Below are 16,269 nucleotides of genomic sequence, written 5' to 3'. Positions count from 1 at the left end.
AAACCCGGCGCTCATACAAATGAGCGCCGGGTTTTTTATTGCGTTTGAATCACTCAGGCATCCAGCTCGGCCCAGCGTTCAACCAGGGCTTCAAGCTCGCTGTTAAGCTGCTCGAGGGATGCAATCACCTTGGCGGTTTCTGCAGCCGGACGCAGGTAGAAACCCGCGTCAGCCATTTCAGCTTCAACGGCAGCAATCTGCTGTTCCTTGGCGTCGATATCACCCGGCAGTGCTTCCAGCTCACGTTGCAGCTTGTAGCTGAGCTTCTTCTTCGCAGCAGGTGCTTCCTGGGCTGGTGCCGGAGCAGCAGCCACTGGAGCAACCACGGCCGAGGTCAAGTCAGCCTTGCCGGACTTGCTCTCGGTCACGCCCAGCAGGCGCGGCGAGCCGCCCTGGCGCAGCCAGTCCTGATAACCACCGACGTATTCACGCACCTTGCCTTCACCTTCGAAGACCAGGGTGCTGGTGACCACGTTGTCAAGGAATGCCCGGTCGTGACTGACCATCAGCACGGTGCCATTGAAGGTCAGCAAAACCTCTTCCAGCAGTTCCAGGGTTTCCACGTCGAGGTCGTTGGTCGGTTCGTCGAGTACCAGCAGGTTGGCTGGCTTGCTGAACAACTTGGCCAGCAGCAGGCGCGCACGCTCACCACCGGACAAGGCCTTGACCGGCGTACGTGCACGCTGCGGGCTGAACAGGAAGTCGCCCAGGTAGCTCAGCACGTGGCGGCTCTGGCCGTCGATGTCGATAAAGTCGCGACCTTCGGCGACGTTGTCGATCACGGTTTTTTCCAGGTCCAACTGGTGGCGCAGCTGGTCGAAGTAGGCCACGTCGATGCGCGTGCCCTCTTCCACGGTACCGCTGGTGGGTTGCAGGCCGTTGAGCATCAGCTTGAGCAAGGTGGTCTTGCCGGTACCGTTGGCGCCGAGCAGGCCGATACGGTCGCCGCGCTGCAGGACCATGGAGAAGTCCTTGATCAGGAACGGGCCGTCCGGGTGATGGAAGCTGACGTTTTCCAGCACCATCACTTGCTTGCCCGACTTGTCGGCGGTGTCCAGCTGGATATTGGCCTTGCCGGTGCGTTCACGGCGCTCGCTGCGCTCGACACGCAGGGCTTTCAGGGCACGTACGCGGCCTTCGTTACGGGTGCGGCGGGCCTTGATGCCCTGGCGGATCCAGACTTCTTCCTGGGCCAGCTTCTTATCGAACAGGGCATTGGCGGTTTCTTCCGCAGACAGCGCGGCTTCCTTGTGCACCAGGAAACTGGCGTAGTCGCCGTTCCAGTCGATCAGGCCGCCACGGTCCAGTTCGAGGATGCGGGTTGCCAGGTTCTGCAGGAAGGAACGGTCGTGCGTGATGAACAGCACGGCGCCCTGGAAATCCTTGAGGGCTTCTTCAAGCCAGGCGATTGCGCCGATGTCCAGGTGGTTGGTCGGTTCGTCGAGCAGCAACAGATCCGGCTCGGAAACCAGGGCCTGGGCCAGCAGGACGCGGCGACGCCAGCCGCCGGACAATTCGGCGAGGGTCTTGTCGGCGGGCAGTTGCAGGCGACTCAGGGTGCTGTCGACCAATTGCTGCAAGCGCCAGCCGTCGCGGGCTTCGAGGTCTTGCTGGACGTGCATCAGCTTGTCCAGGTCGGCTTCGGTGACGCAGTTCTGCGCCAGGTGATGGTATTCGGCGAGCAGTGCGCCCACGCCGTCGAGGCCTTCGGCAACCACGTCGAACACTGTCCGTCCGTCGGCCACCGGCAATTCTTGCGGCAATTCGCCAATCTTGAGGCCCGGGGCGCGCCAGACAGAGCCGTCATCGGGCTTCTGGTCGCCTTTTACCAGCTTCATCATGCTGGACTTGCCGGTGCCGTTGCGGCCGATGATGCACACCCGCTCACCACGGGCGATCTGCCAGGACACCTTGTCCAACAACGGCATAGCGCCGAAAGCAAGGGACACATCGCTGAATTTGAGCAGGGTCATACGCTTCTCCAAAAACTGGGCGCGCATTCTACCTGACTTAGGGCTCGAGGCGGCCGGCATTTTCGCCGCTGACACGTTCTGTTGGACATTTCAGATGAACTTGAACGAAGCGACCGGCAAAGCTTTCACCGGTTGCGGGCAAAAGGCTAAGCTAGGGGCAATCAGTGTCGGCGACGTCGGCACTAGTCCAGATTCCTCTGCACGGACGTCTCATGCGCAGTCGCCTTTTCAGCTTTTTATCTTGTCTGCTTCTTTCTGCCACCGCCGTTCAATCCGCCCAGGCCGTGGACCTCACCACCCAACGTCAATATTACGATGAAGCCAAACGAGCCCTCGCCAAAGGCGACAGCGGCCCGTATTTCCAATACAGCCAGGCCCTGGCCGACTACCCGTTGACGCCGTACCTCGCCTACGACGAGCTCACGGCGCGACTGAAAACCGCCAGCAACGAGGAGATCGAACAATTCCTCGCCAAGAACGGCGACCTGCCCCAGGCCAACTGGATGAAACTGCGCTGGTTGCGCTGGCTGGCCGACCGTGGCGACTGGCAAACCTTTGAAAAGTACTACGACGCCAAACTCAATTTCGTCGAACTGGACTGCCTCCATGGCCAATTCCAGCTGACCCACAACCAAAAAGCCGAAGGTTATAAAACCACCGAGAAGCTGTGGCTGACCGGTAAATCCCAGCCTGCGGCCTGTGATGCCACCTTTGGCCAGTGGGCCGCCGACGGCCAACTGACCGAACAGAAGATCTGGGACCGCGCCAAGCTGGCCGCCGAAGCCCGCAACTATCCGTTGGCCAACAGCCTGGTGAAGACCCTGCCGACCCTCGGCGCCCAGGGCCGCCTGATGGTGGACGTGGCGCAGAAGCCCGACATGCTCGGCGACCCATCGCGCTTCCTGCCGGCCAACGAAGCCATGTCCGATGCCGTAGGCCTGGGCCTGCGCCGCCTGGCACGCCAGGACCCGGACAAGGCCATGGCCCTGCTCGACGGTTATGCCAGCAGCATGCACTTCTCGCGTGACGAAAAAGTGTCGATCGCCCGGGAAATCGGCCTGACCCTGGCGCGTCGCTACGACCCGCGCGCCCTCGACGTGATGACCAAATACGATCCGGAACTGCGGGACAACACCGTTTCCGAATGGCGCCTGCGCCTGCTGTTGCGCCTGGCCCGCTGGGAAGACGCCTACCAGTTGACCCGCAAGCTGCCCCAGGATTTGGCCACCACCAACCGCTGGCGCTACTGGCAGGCCCGCAGCCTGGAACTGGCAGAGCCGAAGAACCCGCAAGCCCTGGTGATGTACAAGGGCCTGGCCAAGGAACGAGACTTTTACGGTTTCCTGGCGGCGGATCGCTCCCAGTCCCCGTACCAACTGAACAACAAGCCACTGGTGATGAGCCAGGCGCTGATGAACAAGGTACGCAACACACCGGGCGTGCGCCGCGCCCTGGAGTTCTACGCCCGTGGCCAGATCGTTGATGGCCGCCGCGAGTGGTACCACGTCAGCCGGCATTTCAACCGCGACGAAATGGTCGCCCAGGCCAAGCTGGCCTATGACATGAAGTGGTACTTCCCGGCGATCCGCACCATCAGCCAGGCGCAGTACTGGGACGACCTGGACATCCGCTTCCCGATGGCCCACCGCGACACCCTGGTGCGCGAAGCCAAGGTCCGCGGCGTGCATTCCAGCTGGGTATTTGCGATCACCCGCCAGGAAAGCGCCTTCATGGACGACGCGCGCTCCGGCGTCGGCGCCACCGGCCTGATGCAACTGATGCCCGGCACCGCCAAGGAGACTGCGCGAAAGTTCAGCATCCCGCTGGCTTCGCAACAGCAGGTGCTCGACCCGGACAAGAACATCCAGCTCGGCGCCGCCTACCTGAGCCAGGTCCACGCCCAGTTCAACGGCAACCGCGTGCTCGCCACCGCTGCCTACAACGCCGGCCCGGGCCGTGTACGCCAATGGCTGCGCGGCGCCGATCACCTGAGTTTCGATGTGTGGGTGGAAAGCATCCCGTTCGACGAAACCCGCCAGTATGTGCAGAACGTGCTGTCTTATTCGGTGATCTACGGGCAGAAGCTCAATGCACCGCAGCCGCTGGTGGACTGGCATGAGCGGTATTTTGATGATCAGTAAGTAACGCTATCCCATAAAAAATGCCCGCATTGAGAGATGCGGGCCTTTTTTGTGGGCGGTGAATCAGTGGGTGGTCGACTCACCATCACTGAACTGCAACGCCGCCAGCCGTGCATACAGCGGACTGCTGGCGATCAGTTGCTGATGCGTCCCCACCGCCACCAGCTTGCCCTGGTCCATCACGGCAATCCGGTCGGCATTCTTCACCGTGGCCAGCCGGTGGGCGATGACCAGGGTGGTGCGCCCTTCCATCAACTGCGGCAGCGCCTGCTGGATCAGGTGTTCGCTCTGGGCGTCCAGCGCGCTGGTGGCTTCGTCCAGCAGCAGGATCGGTGCATCCACCAACAAGGCCCGGGCGATGGCCAGCCGCTGGCGCTGGCCGCCGGAGAGGCCCATGCCGCCGTCGCCCAGGTGGGTCTGGTAGCCGTCGGGCATTTGCAAAATGAAATCGTGGGCGTGGGCGATGCGCGCCGCTTCCTCGACCTGGGCAAAGGTGGCCGTCGGATTGCCGTAGCGGATGTTCTCCTCAACGCTGCCGAAAAACAGCGCCGGGCTCTGGGACACCAGGGCGAAACAGCGGCGCAGGTCCAGCGGATCCAGCTCGGTCAGCGGGTGGCCTTCAAGCAGGATGCGGCCTTGCTGGGGATCGTAGAAACGCAGCAACAGATCGAACATCGTCGATTTACCCGCACCGGACGGACCGACCAGGGCCAGGGTTTCGCCTGCATTGATGCTCAGGCTCAAGCCGTCGATGGCAAAACGATCCGGGCGCGAAGGATAGGAGAAGCGCAAATCCTGGATTTCCAGGCGGCCGCTGACCCGCTCCGGCAGCTCGATCACGTTGGCTTCGGGCGCCTTGATCTCATTGCTCGACTGCAGCAATTCGCCAATCCGCTCCGCCGCACCGGCGGCGCGCTGCAACTCGCCCAACACTTCACTCAAGGTACCGACGGCACTGCCGACGATCAGGCTGTAGAACACGAACGCCGCCAGCTCACCACCGGAAATGCGCCCGCCGATCACGTCCATGCCGCCGACCCAGAGCATCACGCCCACGGCGCCCAGCACCAGCATGATCACCAGGGTAATCAGCCAGGCGCGCTGCACGATGCGTTTGCGGGCGGTGGTGAAGGCCTCTTCCACCGTCAGCGCGAAGCGCTGTTCGTCCTGGACCTGGTGGTTGTAGGCCTGCACGGTCTTGATCTGGCCGAGGGTTTCGGACACATAGCTGCCGACATCGGCGATGCGATCCTGGCTCTGGCGCGACAGGCTGCGCACCCGGCGGCCGAAGATCAGGATCGGCGCCAGCACCAGTGGCAGCGCTATCACGACGATGCTGGTGAGCTTGGGGTTGGTGACAAACAGCAGCACGATCCCGCCGATCACCATCAAGGCGTTGCGCAGGAACAGCGACAGCGAGGAGCCGATCACCGATTGCAGCAAGGTGGTGTCGGTGGTCAGCCGGGACTGGATTTCCGAGCTGCGGTTGTTTTCGTAGAAGCCCGGATGCAGGTAGATCAAGTGGTTGAACACTTGCCGCCGGATGTCCGCCACCACCCGCTCGCCGATCCACGACACCAGGTAAAACCGCGCAAAGGTGCCCACCGCCAGGCCCAGCACCAGGATCATGAACAGACCGATGGACTGGTTGAGCAGGTGCGGCGACTGGGTCATGAACCCCTGGTCCACCAGCAGGCGAATACCCTGGCCCATGGACAAGGTAATGCCGGCGGTGACGATCAGCGCCAACAAGGCGCCCAGGGCCTGCCAGCGGTAGGGAGCGACGAAGCGACTGGCCAGGCGAATCGCGCGGCGTTGACGGGCTGAGAGCATGGAGGGTTTCACCTGAAGGTTGGAGACGGGAACCTGCATAGCTACATGGGGGGAACTTGAGCGAATCACAATGAGTCAGGTTAATTATGCTCACCGAACCTAGGCCCTAGAGGCTATCGGTCTAAGGACCGGCTGGAAATTTGTATCGGTTTCTGCTGGACTGGGCATTCGATCTGCGGGCCGCGCAAGGAGTTGTAACAACGCGGTCACGCGGGGGTTTTAAAGTAGGTACACAACCTGATGAGGAGACGGGCCATGTCCTTGCAAAACAGCAGCAACGCCAAAATTCAAGTGATCCGCCAACCGCAGCAATTGCCTTGCTCGTATATCGACGCTCAGGGCCGCGAAGTGCAAATCACCGAAGAAATGATCCAGAGCGCGTGCGCCGAACTGGAACAGAAATTGGTCAAGCCTGCCAAGCGAGGCTGATTCGCCCACGCTCTCTTAAACCCGGCCTTGATGGCCGGGTTTTTTATGCCTTCAGATTGCCTGTGCGCCCAATGCTGCCACGATGCTCGACAAGGCGGCAGACTCGCCGTTGATCCGCACTTTCAAGCCGTCAATCTCACGCCGCTCGGGGTAGTGCTTGCGCAATAGGTCGAAGGCCTTGCGCTGCTCATCCACTGTGCCTACCAGGCTGCGGCGGAAATCCGCGTCATCACGGCGCGGGTCGTACACGCTGCGGCACAGGGTCGCCAAGGCCCAGGCCGGATCGGTATTGGCATTGAGGCTGACTTCGGCCAGCCACGGCTCCGGCAGCAAGTCGCTCAATTGAATCGTCGGGTCCTGACCAAGATGCCGGCAAAACGCCTGATAGATCTGCGCCGTGCCGCGCTGCTTGCCGTCCAGGCTGTAGCCGGCGATATGCGGGGTGGCCAGCACACACAGGTCGGCCAGGTCGACGTCCACCTGCGGCTCGCCTTCCCACACATCCAGCACGGCCTGCAGGTCTTCGCGCTCCAGCAGCACCTCCTTGAGGGCGGCGTTGTCCACCACCGGGCCGCGGCTGGCGTTGATCAGCCAGGCACCGGGCTTGAGCTGGTTGAGGCGCTCGCGGTCGAACAAGTGCCAGGTGGAGCCGTTGCCGGATTTGTTCAGCGGCGTGTGCAGACTGATCACATCGCACTGCTCGACGATCTGCTCCAGGCTGACGTAATCACCGTCCTCGGCGATCTGCCGGGGCGGGTCGCACACCAGCACGTTCCAGCCCAACGCCTTGAGCACCTTGACCAGACGCCCGCCGACTTCACCGGCCCCCACCACACCGTAGGTGCGCTGGGCCAGGTCGGCGCCTTCGATCTCGGCCAGGGTCAGCAGGCTGCCCAGTACATAGTCGACCACGCCACGGGCATTGCAGCCGGGGGCGCTGGACCACTGGATGCCGGCGCGCTGGAAGTAATCGAGGTCGAGGTGATCAGTGCCGATGGTGCAGGTGCCGACAAACCGCACCGGCGTGCCTTCGAGCAAGGCCCGGTTGACGTTGGTCACTGAACGCACCAGCAGCACATCGGCCTGCTCGATCGTCGCGCGGTCAATGGACCGGCCCGGAACCCGGCGAATCTCGCCGAATCCTTCAAAGAATGCATCGAGCAGCGGGATATTTTCGTCGGCAACAATCAGCATGGCAGGCTCCTTTCGCGGATCAGCAGTGTACAGCGGTTTTCCTTGTGGCGAGGGAGCTTGCTCCCGCTGGAGTGCGCAGCGCTCCCAAATGCAGCACCGTGTTTTTTCAGGTACACATCGGTTGCCCGTTATGGGGCTGCTGCGCAGCCCAGCGGGAGCAAGCTCCCTCGCCACAGCAAGCTCCCTCACCACAGCAAGCGCCCTCGCCACAAAACGCTGCATTTGCGCGGGGATGTGTTTACAAATCCACAACACAGGTTTTTTCCTGACCAACACGTCAAGGCGTAGAATGCGCCGTCCTGCGCTCCCCCTATCGGACATCTGTACGTGAACACTGCCACAACCACCACCGCCCTTTCTCGCCCCGCCCGCGTCAGCCTTGAAGTGCGCAACCTGCTGGCCCTGGCGCTGCCGATCATGATCGGGCAACTGGCGACCACCGCCATGGGGTTCGTCGATGCCGTGATGGCCGGGCGTGTCAGCTCCCGAGACCTGGCGGCGGTCGCCCTGGGCAACTCCATCTGGATCCCGGTGTACCTGCTGATGACCGGCACCCTGTTAGCCACCACGCCGAAAGTCGCCCAGCGCTTTGGCGCCGGCACCCACGGTGAAATCGGCCCGCTGGTGCGCCAGTCGATGTGGCTGGCACTGGTGGTGGGAATTACCGCGCTGCTGTTGCTGATCAGCGCCGAACCGATCCTGCACCTGATGAAGGTCGATCCCGAGTTGATCAAGCCCTGCATGGGCTACCTGCACGGCATCGCTTCGGGCATGCCGGCCATTGCGCTGTACTACGTGCTGCGCTGCTTCAGCGACGGGCTGGGCCGAACGCGGCCGAGCATGGTCATGGGTCTGTGCGGGCTGGCGCTGAATATTCCGCTGAACTATGTGTTCATCTACGGCCACTTCGGCGTGCCGGCCATGGGCGGCATCGGTTGCGGCTGGGCCACGGCGATCGTGATGTGGGTGATGATGCTTGGCCTGGCCGCCTGGACCCGCTGGGCACCGGTGTATCAGAGCAGCGAGCTGTTCAAGCGCTTTGACTGGCCGCAATGGTCGGTGATCAAGCGTGTGTTGAGCATTGGCTTGCCCATCGGGATCGCGGTGTTTGCCGAGTCGAGCATTTTTGCGGTGATCGCGCTGCTGATCGGCAGCCTCGGTGCCACGGTGGTGGCCGGACACCAGATCGCGCTGAACTTCAGCTCGCTGGTGTTCATGATCCCCTACTCCCTGAGCATGGCGGTCACCGTGCGCGTGGGCCAGGCCCTGGGCCGTGGCGAACCCCGTGAGGCGCGCTTTGCCGCGGGTGTCGGAATGGGCACCGCGCTGGTGTATGCCTGCCTGTCCTGCAGCCTGATGCTGCTGTTTCGCGAACAGATCGCCACCATCTACACCCAGGACCCGCTGGTGATCCAGGTGGCGGCGATGCTGATTGTGTTTGCGGCGCTGTTTCAGTTCTCGGACGCGATCCAGGTCACGGCCGCCGGCGCACTACGTGGTTACCAGGATACTCGGGTGACCATGGTGCTGACGTTGTTTGCGTATTGGGGCGTGGGCTTGCCGGTGGGCTACGCGCTGGGGCTGACCGAGTGGCTGGGCGACGCCCGCGGCCCGAGCGGCTTGTGGCAGGGGCTGATCGTGGGCCTGAGCTGTGCCGCGGCGATGCTGGTGATCCGCCTGGTGCGCAGCGCACGCAAGCGGATTCGCCGGGCTTAAGCCGATTTCTTGCGGATCCAGTATAGGTAAGTACCGGCCTGCTCCTGCTGGTCCACCAGTTCATGGTCGAGAAACACGCAGAACTTGGGGATGTCGCGACGGGTCGACGGATCGGTCGCGATCACCTTGAGCAAGCCACCGGGCGCCAGGTCGCGGATGTGCTGGTGCAGCATCATCACTGGCTCCGGGCAGTTGAGGCCGGTGGCGTCGAGGACGGCATCGACGGGTAAATCAGGGGTCAGGCTCATGGTTTACTCCTAAACAGGCCGGCATTTTAACGGTAACGCGGGGCGCCAGGTAGCCAGCGGCGCCCTCGGTTTTTTCGCGAGCAAGCTCGCTCCTACATTGAGCAGCGTTTACCGGGCCTTTGGCTTCTTCACATCCAACCGGCGCAAATGGCAGGTCACTTCTTCACGGTCGTGGTACAGCTGCTTGCAGCCGATCTCCACCCGGATGCCACGTTCCTTGAAGCCTTCCGCGATGCGTTCAAGCAGGCGCTTCACTTCGGCATAACGCTGCTTCATCGGCAACTTCAGGTTGACCACCGCTTCGCGGCAGTGTCCCTCGCCAATCCAGGTTTCCAACAGGGCCGCATTGCGCGCCGGTTTTTCGACGATGTCGCAGACCATCCAGTCCACCGGCTGCTTGGGGGTGTAGATAAAGCCGTCGGCCATCAAGTGCTGCACCAGCCCGGTGTCCATCAGGCTTTCGGCCATCGGGCCGTTGTCGATGGCGGTCACCAGCATGCCACGGTTGACCAGTTGCCAGGTCCAGCCCCCAGGCGCTGCGCCGAGGTCGACGCCGGTCATGTCGCTGTGCAGGCGCTCGTCCCACTGGTCTCGGGGTATAAAGTGGTGCCAGGCCTCTTCCAGCTTCAAGGTCGAGCGGCTTGGCGCGTCCCGCGGGAATTTGAGGCGCGGGATGCCCATCGGCCACATGGCCGAGTTGTTCGACTCGGCCAGGCCCATGAACACTTCGCGGCCGCTCTTGAAGGTCAACAGCAGGCGCGGCTTGCTGGCGTCTTCCACCAGTTTGCCGGCGGCCATCAGCGCCTTGCGCAAGTGAACTTCGAATTTCTTGCAGAAGTTCGACAGCTCCTTGCCGTCATTGGTGTCGACCATTTCCAGCCACAGGCTGCCGCACACCGGGAAATCCCGCAGGTGCGCGAGGATCACGCTGATACGGTCGGTTTCCGGCAAGTCGATGAACACCCCGCGCGCCCACTGCCTCGGGAAGATCAGCTCGGCAAAGCGTTGGCCGCGCATCAGGCGCTGGGCGCCGTCTTCTTCGGTGCAGACAAATTCGGCGCAGGCGCTGCCGGTCTTGGCCTTGGCATAGCCCGAAACGTTCAGGCGTGCGGCGTGTTCCGCGATCTCGGAACAGACTTCGCCTTCAAAACCCGGGCGGCAGTGCATAAAAAGGGTGTTCATCAACTCTCCTGGATCACGGGCTTGCTATAGCGCAATGCCTGTCATGAAAACGCGCGCATGATAGCCGAGTTCGGAACCTTGGACTTATTGATAGAGTCCAGTAATTAGCCAGCTACTTAAAACAGGGCTAATTTGTAAGCTCTGTTCGTCCCGTCAGGTCCGTAGCCGTGCGGACCATAAGGAGTCATGTAATGTCATCCCTTGATAGTCTGAGAACCCTTAAAACCTTACAGATCGACGACAAGACCTATCACTACTTCAGCCTGCCCGAAGCCGCCAAGAGCCTGGGTGATCTGGACAAGCTGCCGATGTCCCTCAAGGTGCTGCTGGAAAACCTGCTGCGCTGGGAAGACGAAAAGACCGTCACCGGCGCCGACCTCAAGGCCATTGCCGCCTGGCTCAAGGAGCGCCGCTCCGACCGCGAGATCCAATACCGCCCCGCCCGGGTGCTGATGCAAGACTTTACCGGCGTGCCCGCCGTGGTCGACCTGGCCGCCATGCGCGCCGCCGTGGCCAAGGCCGGCGGTGACCCGCAACGCATCAACCCGCTGTCACCGGTGGACCTGGTGATCGACCACTCGGTGATGGTCGACAAGTTCGCCACCACCGGCGCCTTCCAGGAAAACGTCGACATCGAAATGCAGCGCAACGGCGAACGCTACGCCTTCCTGCGCTGGGGCCAGAGCGCCTTCGACAACTTCAGCGTAGTGCCACCGGGCACCGGCATCTGTCACCAGGTCAACCTGGAATACCTCGGCCGCACCGTGTGGACCAAGGATGAAGACGGCCGCACCTATGCCTTCCCCGACACCCTGGTCGGCACCGACTCCCACACCACCATGATCAACGGCCTCGGCGTATTGGGCTGGGGAGTGGGCGGGATCGAAGCGGAAGCCGCGATGCTCGGGCAGCCGGTGTCGATGCTGATCCCGGAAGTGATCGGCTTCAAGCTCACTGGCAAGCTGAAAGAAGGCATCACCGCCACTGACCTGGTGCTGACCGTCACCCAGATGCTGCGTAAAAAGGGCGTGGTCGGCAAATTCGTCGAATTCTATGGCGACGGCCTGGCAGATCTGCCACTGGCCGACCGCGCGACCATCGCCAACATGGCCCCGGAGTACGGCGCCACCTGTGGCTTCTTCCCGGTGGATGAAGTAACCCTGGACTACCTGCGCCTGTCGGGCCGTCCTGCAGAAACCGTCAAACTGGTGGAGGCCTACACCAAGGCCCAGGGCCTGTGGCGCAATGCAGGTCAGGAGCCGATCTTTACCGACAGCCTGGCGCTGGACATGGCCAGCGTCGAAGCCAGCCTGGCCGGGCCGAAACGTCCGCAAGACCGTGTCTCGCTGCCTAACGTCGGCCAGGCCTTCAGCGATTTCCTCGACCTGCAATTCAAGCCCACCAACAAGGAAGAAGGCCGCCTGGAAAGCGAAGGCGGCGGCGGTGTTGCGGTGGGCAACGCCGACCTGATCGGTGAAGCCGACTACGACTTCGAAGGCCAGACCTATCGCCTGAAAAACGGCGCGGTGGTGATCGCGGCCATTACCTCCTGCACCAACACCTCCAACCCGAGCGTGATGATGGCGGCAGGACTGGTGGCGAAAAAGGCCGTGGAGAAAGGACTGAAGAGCAAGCCCTGGGTGAAAACCTCCCTGGCGCCGGGCTCCAAAGTCGTGACTGATTACTACAAAGCGGCAGGCTTGACCCAATACCTCGACAAGCTGGGCTTCGACCTGGTGGGTTATGGCTGCACCACCTGTATCGGCAACTCCGGGCCGCTGCCCGAGCCGATCGAAAAAGCTATCCAGAAAGCCGACCTGGCCGTGGCCTCGGTGCTCTCGGGCAACCGTAACTTCGAAGGCCGGGTGCACCCCCTGGTGAAAACCAACTGGCTGGCCTCCCCGCCCCTCGTGGTGGCCTATGCCCTGGCCGGCACCGTGCGCATGGACATCAGCAGCGAACCACTGGGCACCGGCTCTGACGGAAAACCGGTGTACCTGCGGGACATCTGGCCCAGCAGCAAGGAAATCGCCGACGCCGTTGCGCAAGTCAGCACCCAGATGTTCCACAAGGAATACGCCGAGGTGTTTGCCGGTGATGAACAGTGGCAGGCCATTGAAGTGCCGCAGGCTGCGACCTACGTGTGGCAGAAGGACTCCACCTACATCCAGCACCCACCGTTCTTCGACGACATCGGCGGCCCGCTGCCGGTGATCGAAGACGTCAAGGGCGCCAACGTGCTGGCATTGCTGGGGGACTCGGTGACCACCGACCACATCTCCCCCGCCGGCAACATCAAGACCGACAGCCCGGCCGGCAAATACCTGCGGGAGCAAGGCGTCGAACCGCGGGACTTCAACTCCTACGGCTCGCGTCGCGGCAACCATGAAGTGATGATGCGCGGCACCTTCGCCAACATCCGTATCCGCAACGAAATGCTCGGCGGCGAGGAAGGCGGCAATACGATCTACATCCCTACCGGCGAGAAAATGCCGATCTATGACGCCGCCATGAAATACCAGGCCTCGGGCACCCCGCTGGTGGTGATCGCCGGCCAGGAATACGGCACCGGCTCAAGCCGTGACTGGGCGGCAAAGGGCACCAACCTGCTGGGGGTCAAGGCGGTGATCGCCGAGAGTTTCGAGCGGATTCACCGCTCCAACCTGGTGGGCATGGGCGTGCTGCCCCTGCAGTTCAAGCTGGACCAGAACCGCAAGGCACTCAAGCTGACCGGCAAGGAGAAGATCGACATCCTCGGGCTGACCAACGCCGAGATCGAGCCACGCATGAACCTGACGCTGGTGATCACCCGTGAGGATGGCAGCAGCGAGAAGGTCGAAGTGCTGTGCCGCATCGACACCCTCAATGAGGTCGAGTACTTCAAGGCCGGCGGGATCCTGCACTACGTGTTGCGGCAGTTGATTGCCTCGTAACTGACACGCGCTACCCAAAACACCGCCTTCCCTGGCGGTGTTTTCATTTTTACCGTCGGTGACGCTCGGTATACTGCCGCCCTCAGATTTTGACTGTCACAAGGATTCCCCATGCTTGCATTGCCATGGCTGTACCTGGCGCTTCTTTCCATCGGCTATGTACTTGCCTTGAGCTACGGGCAATTGGGGTTAATGGCGGCACTGTCTGTCGCCATGCTGCTGTTGGCCGGGTTTGCCGTGCGGCAACAGCGAAACCCGTGGGTACGCTATCTGGGCCACGGGCTGTTTATCGTGCTGGCGCTGGGGCTGGCGATGCATTGGCTGCCCGGGTTCTACAACGGTCGCGGGATCGCGCCGCAGCGCTTTACGGACGACGCCGTGCCTTTCTCGATGTACCTGAACCAGGACAAGCCGCTGATTGGCTTCTGGCTGCTGCTGGCCTGCCCGTGGATTGTTGCGCGCCGGTCCCTGCGCCTGTCGATCTACGCCACCGCCCTGGCGTTGACACTGACGGCGATTGCCGCCCTGGGCGGCGCTGCGTTGCTGGGCGTCATCAGTTGGGCCCCGAAGTGGCCGGAGCAGGCCTGGCTGTGGGTGTTGAATAACCTGCTGCTGGTGACCCTGGTGGAGGAAGCGCTGTTCCGCGGTTATATCCAGGGCGGCCTGAGCCGACGGTTCAAGCAATTGCCCTATGGTGAAAACCTCGCCCTGCTGTTGGCCGCCCTGCTGTTCGGCCTGGTACACCTGGGCGCAGGCTGGCAGTGGACCCTGCTGGCGACCATCGCAGGCCTGGGCTACGGCCTGGCGTATCGCTTTAGCGGATTGGGCGCGGCGATCGTTACGCACTTCGGGCTGAACCTGCTGCATTTCGGGTTGTTTACCTATCCGATGCTGGCGGGCTGAGGCTGCGCCGATTGTTGCAAAAAATAAGTTAAATAAAACCCCGCAACGGTCGACAACCTGTCAAAGCCTTGCGGATTGAACAATCATGCGTAATAACCAACCCGTTACCCAGCGCGAACGTACCTTCCCCGCTCAGCAACGGTTGATCTCCACCACGGATGCCAAAGGCGTGATCACCTACTGCAACGACGCCTTCGTCGAGATCAGTGGGTTTTCTCATGACGAACTGCTGCGTGCCCCGCACAACCTGGTTCGTCATCCGGATGTGCCGGCGGCAGTGTTCGCACACATGTGGTCCACGCTCAAACAAGGCTTGCCATGGATGGGCATCGTCAAGAACCGCTGCAAGAGCGGTGATCACTATTGGGTCAACGCCTATGTGACACCGGTCTTCGACGGCAACCAGGTGATCGGCTACGAGTCGGTGCGGGTCAAGCCCACCGCCGAGCAGATCCGCCGTGCCGAAGCGCTTTACCAGCGCATCAACCAGGGCAAGCCGGCCATCCCGCGCCGCGACAAGTGGCTGCCGGTGTTGCAGGACTGGCTGCCGTTTATCCTGGTCAGCCAGTTGAGCTTCCTGATTGGCGTCTGGCTCAATTCCCACTGGGGCTTTGCCCTGGCAGCGGCGCTGTCGGTACCGCTGGGCCTGTTGGGCCTGAGCTGGCAACAACGCGGGCTCAAGCGCTTGCTGCGCCTGGCCGAACAGACCACCTCAGACCCGCTGATCGCGCAGATGTACACCGACAGCCGCGGCGCCCAGGCGCGCCTGGAAATGTCGATCCTCAGCCAGGAGGCGCGTCTTAAGACCTGCCTGACACGCCTGCAGGACACTGCCGAGCACCTCAACGACCAGGCCGCGCAATCCAACACCCTGGCGCATAACAGCTCCAGCGGTCTTGAGCGCCAGCGCGTGGAAACCGAACAGGTGGCCACTGCGGTCAACCAGATGGCCGCGACGACTCAGGAAGTCGCCAGCCATGTGCAACGCACTGCCGATGCCACCCAGGAAGCCAATCGCCTGACCGGGCGTGGCCGTGATATCGCCGGCGAAACCCGCGAAGCGATTCAGCGCCTGTCGGTGGCCGTGGGCGAGACCGGCGTGACCGTGACCCAACTGGCCAAGGACAGTGACGAAATCGGTGGCGTGGTGGATGTGATCAAAGGCATCGCCGACCAGACCAACCTGCTGGCGCTGAACGCGGCCATCGAAGCGGCCCGTGCCGGGGAGATGGGTCGCGGCTTTGCGGTGGTGGCCGACGAAGTGCGGCAACTGGCCCAGCGCACCAGCGAGTCCACCGGGCAGATTCATGCGCTGATCGCCAAGCTGCAACAGACCGCCAGCGCGGCCGTACAAACCATGGACGCCGGGCATCGCCAGGCGGAAGAAGGTGTGGCACGGGTGATGGAAGCGGATCAGGCGCTGATCGGGATCAGCGAGGCGGTGGCGCACATCACTGATATGACGGCGCAGATTGCGGCGGCGACCGAAGAGCAGAGCTCGGTGGCGGAAGAGATCAGCCGTAACATCAGCACCATTGCGCTGCTGGCGGACCAGACGTCGGAACAGGCGTTGAACTCGGCGCAGTTGAGTGAAGAGCTGACGCATACCGCCAATACCCAGTACTCGCTGGTAGAACGCTTTAACCGGTAAACCGCTTTCGCGAGCAAGCCCGCTCCCACATTTGGAATGCATTTCAAATGTGGGAGATTCTATGGT

11 protein-coding genes are annotated in these 16,269 nt (G+C 62.4%); 6 read left to right on the top strand and 5 right to left on the bottom strand.

Annotation, left to right across the window (positions count from 1 at the left end; all coding sequences use genetic code 11):
* Nucleotides 1–53: 53 nt before the first annotated feature.
* Nucleotides 54–1,973 carry an ATP-binding cassette domain-containing protein gene (locus HX807_RS20275; RefSeq protein WP_003218986.1) on the bottom strand — a complete coding sequence of 640 codons (1,920 nt, stop codon included), beginning with the start codon at nucleotides 1,971–1,973 and terminating at the stop codon, nucleotides 54–56.
* 212 nt (nucleotides 1,974–2,185) lie between these two features.
* Here HX807_RS20275 and HX807_RS20270 point away from each other — a divergent pair, with 212 nt between their 5' ends.
* Nucleotides 2,186–4,114, top strand: coding sequence for a transglycosylase SLT domain-containing protein (locus HX807_RS20270; protein ID WP_008437594.1), 1,929 nt, complete (start codon nucleotides 2,186–2,188; stop codon nucleotides 4,112–4,114).
* A 63-nt stretch (nucleotides 4,115–4,177) separates the two neighbouring features.
* Here the strand turns inward: HX807_RS20270 and HX807_RS20265 are convergent, their stop codons facing one another.
* Entirely contained in the window at nucleotides 4,178–5,986 is a 1,809-nt protein-coding gene (locus tag HX807_RS20265) for an ABC transporter transmembrane domain-containing protein (protein ID WP_177050841.1), read from the bottom strand.
* A 216-nt stretch (nucleotides 5,987–6,202) separates the two neighbouring features.
* Here HX807_RS20265 and HX807_RS20260 point away from each other — a divergent pair, with 216 nt between their 5' ends.
* On the top strand, nucleotides 6,203–6,376 hold the full coding sequence (locus tag HX807_RS20260) for a PA1571 family protein (protein WP_003218992.1): 174 nt from the start codon (nucleotides 6,203–6,205) through the stop codon (nucleotides 6,374–6,376).
* Between the two features lie 51 nt (nucleotides 6,377–6,427).
* Here HX807_RS20260 and pdxB read toward each other — a convergent pair whose 3' ends face one another.
* A complete protein-coding gene (pdxB, locus tag HX807_RS20255) occupies nucleotides 6,428–7,570 on the bottom strand; it encodes a 4-phosphoerythronate dehydrogenase PdxB (RefSeq protein WP_008437589.1) in 1,143 nt (380 codons plus the stop codon).
* 327 nt (nucleotides 7,571–7,897) lie between these two features.
* Here pdxB and HX807_RS20250 point away from each other — a divergent pair, with 327 nt between their 5' ends.
* A complete protein-coding gene (locus HX807_RS20250; RefSeq protein WP_032899660.1) occupies nucleotides 7,898–9,286 on the top strand; it encodes an MATE family efflux transporter in 1,389 nt (462 codons plus the stop codon).
* Here the strand turns inward: HX807_RS20250 and tusA are convergent.
* Together tusA and rlmM are read right to left on the bottom strand one after the other, a co-directional pair.
* On the bottom strand, nucleotides 9,283–9,534 hold the full coding sequence (gene tusA / locus HX807_RS20245; RefSeq protein WP_003218998.1) for a sulfurtransferase TusA: 252 nt from the start codon (nucleotides 9,532–9,534) through the stop codon (nucleotides 9,283–9,285). The genes HX807_RS20250 and tusA overlap by 4 nt on opposite strands.
* A 108-nt stretch (nucleotides 9,535–9,642) precedes the next feature.
* Nucleotides 9,643–10,716: a 23S rRNA (cytidine(2498)-2'-O)-methyltransferase RlmM gene (rlmM, locus tag HX807_RS20240; RefSeq protein WP_003219000.1), complete on the bottom strand. Its 1,074-nt coding sequence runs from the start codon at nucleotides 10,714–10,716 to the stop codon at nucleotides 9,643–9,645.
* Between the two features lie 191 nt (nucleotides 10,717–10,907).
* On the opposite strand from rlmM, the gene acnA reads away from it, so the two are divergent.
* The 3 genes from acnA to HX807_RS20225 all read left to right on the top strand — a co-directional run bounded on the left by acnA (nucleotide 10,908) and on the right by HX807_RS20225 (nucleotide 16,203).
* Nucleotides 10,908–13,649: an aconitate hydratase AcnA gene (gene acnA / locus HX807_RS20235; protein WP_008437584.1), complete on the top strand. Its 2,742-nt coding sequence runs from the start codon at nucleotides 10,908–10,910 to the stop codon at nucleotides 13,647–13,649.
* A gap of 111 nt (nucleotides 13,650–13,760) precedes the next feature.
* Nucleotides 13,761–14,552: a CPBP family intramembrane glutamic endopeptidase gene (locus HX807_RS20230; RefSeq protein ID WP_177050835.1), complete on the top strand. Its 792-nt coding sequence runs from the start codon at nucleotides 13,761–13,763 to the stop codon at nucleotides 14,550–14,552.
* An 85-nt stretch (nucleotides 14,553–14,637) separates the two neighbouring features.
* Nucleotides 14,638–16,203, top strand: a complete 1,566-nt coding sequence (locus HX807_RS20225; RefSeq protein ID WP_008437582.1) for a PAS domain-containing methyl-accepting chemotaxis protein — start codon at nucleotides 14,638–14,640, stop codon at nucleotides 16,201–16,203.
* Nucleotides 16,204–16,269: the final 66 nt, after the last annotated feature.

It is taken from the genome of Pseudomonas sp. D8002 (assembly GCF_013385695.1).
Taxonomy (GTDB): Bacteria; Pseudomonadota; Gammaproteobacteria; order Pseudomonadales; family Pseudomonadaceae; genus Aquipseudomonas.
Note: the sequence above shows the minus strand (reverse complement) of the source record. Positions and strands in the feature narration are given on the sequence as shown.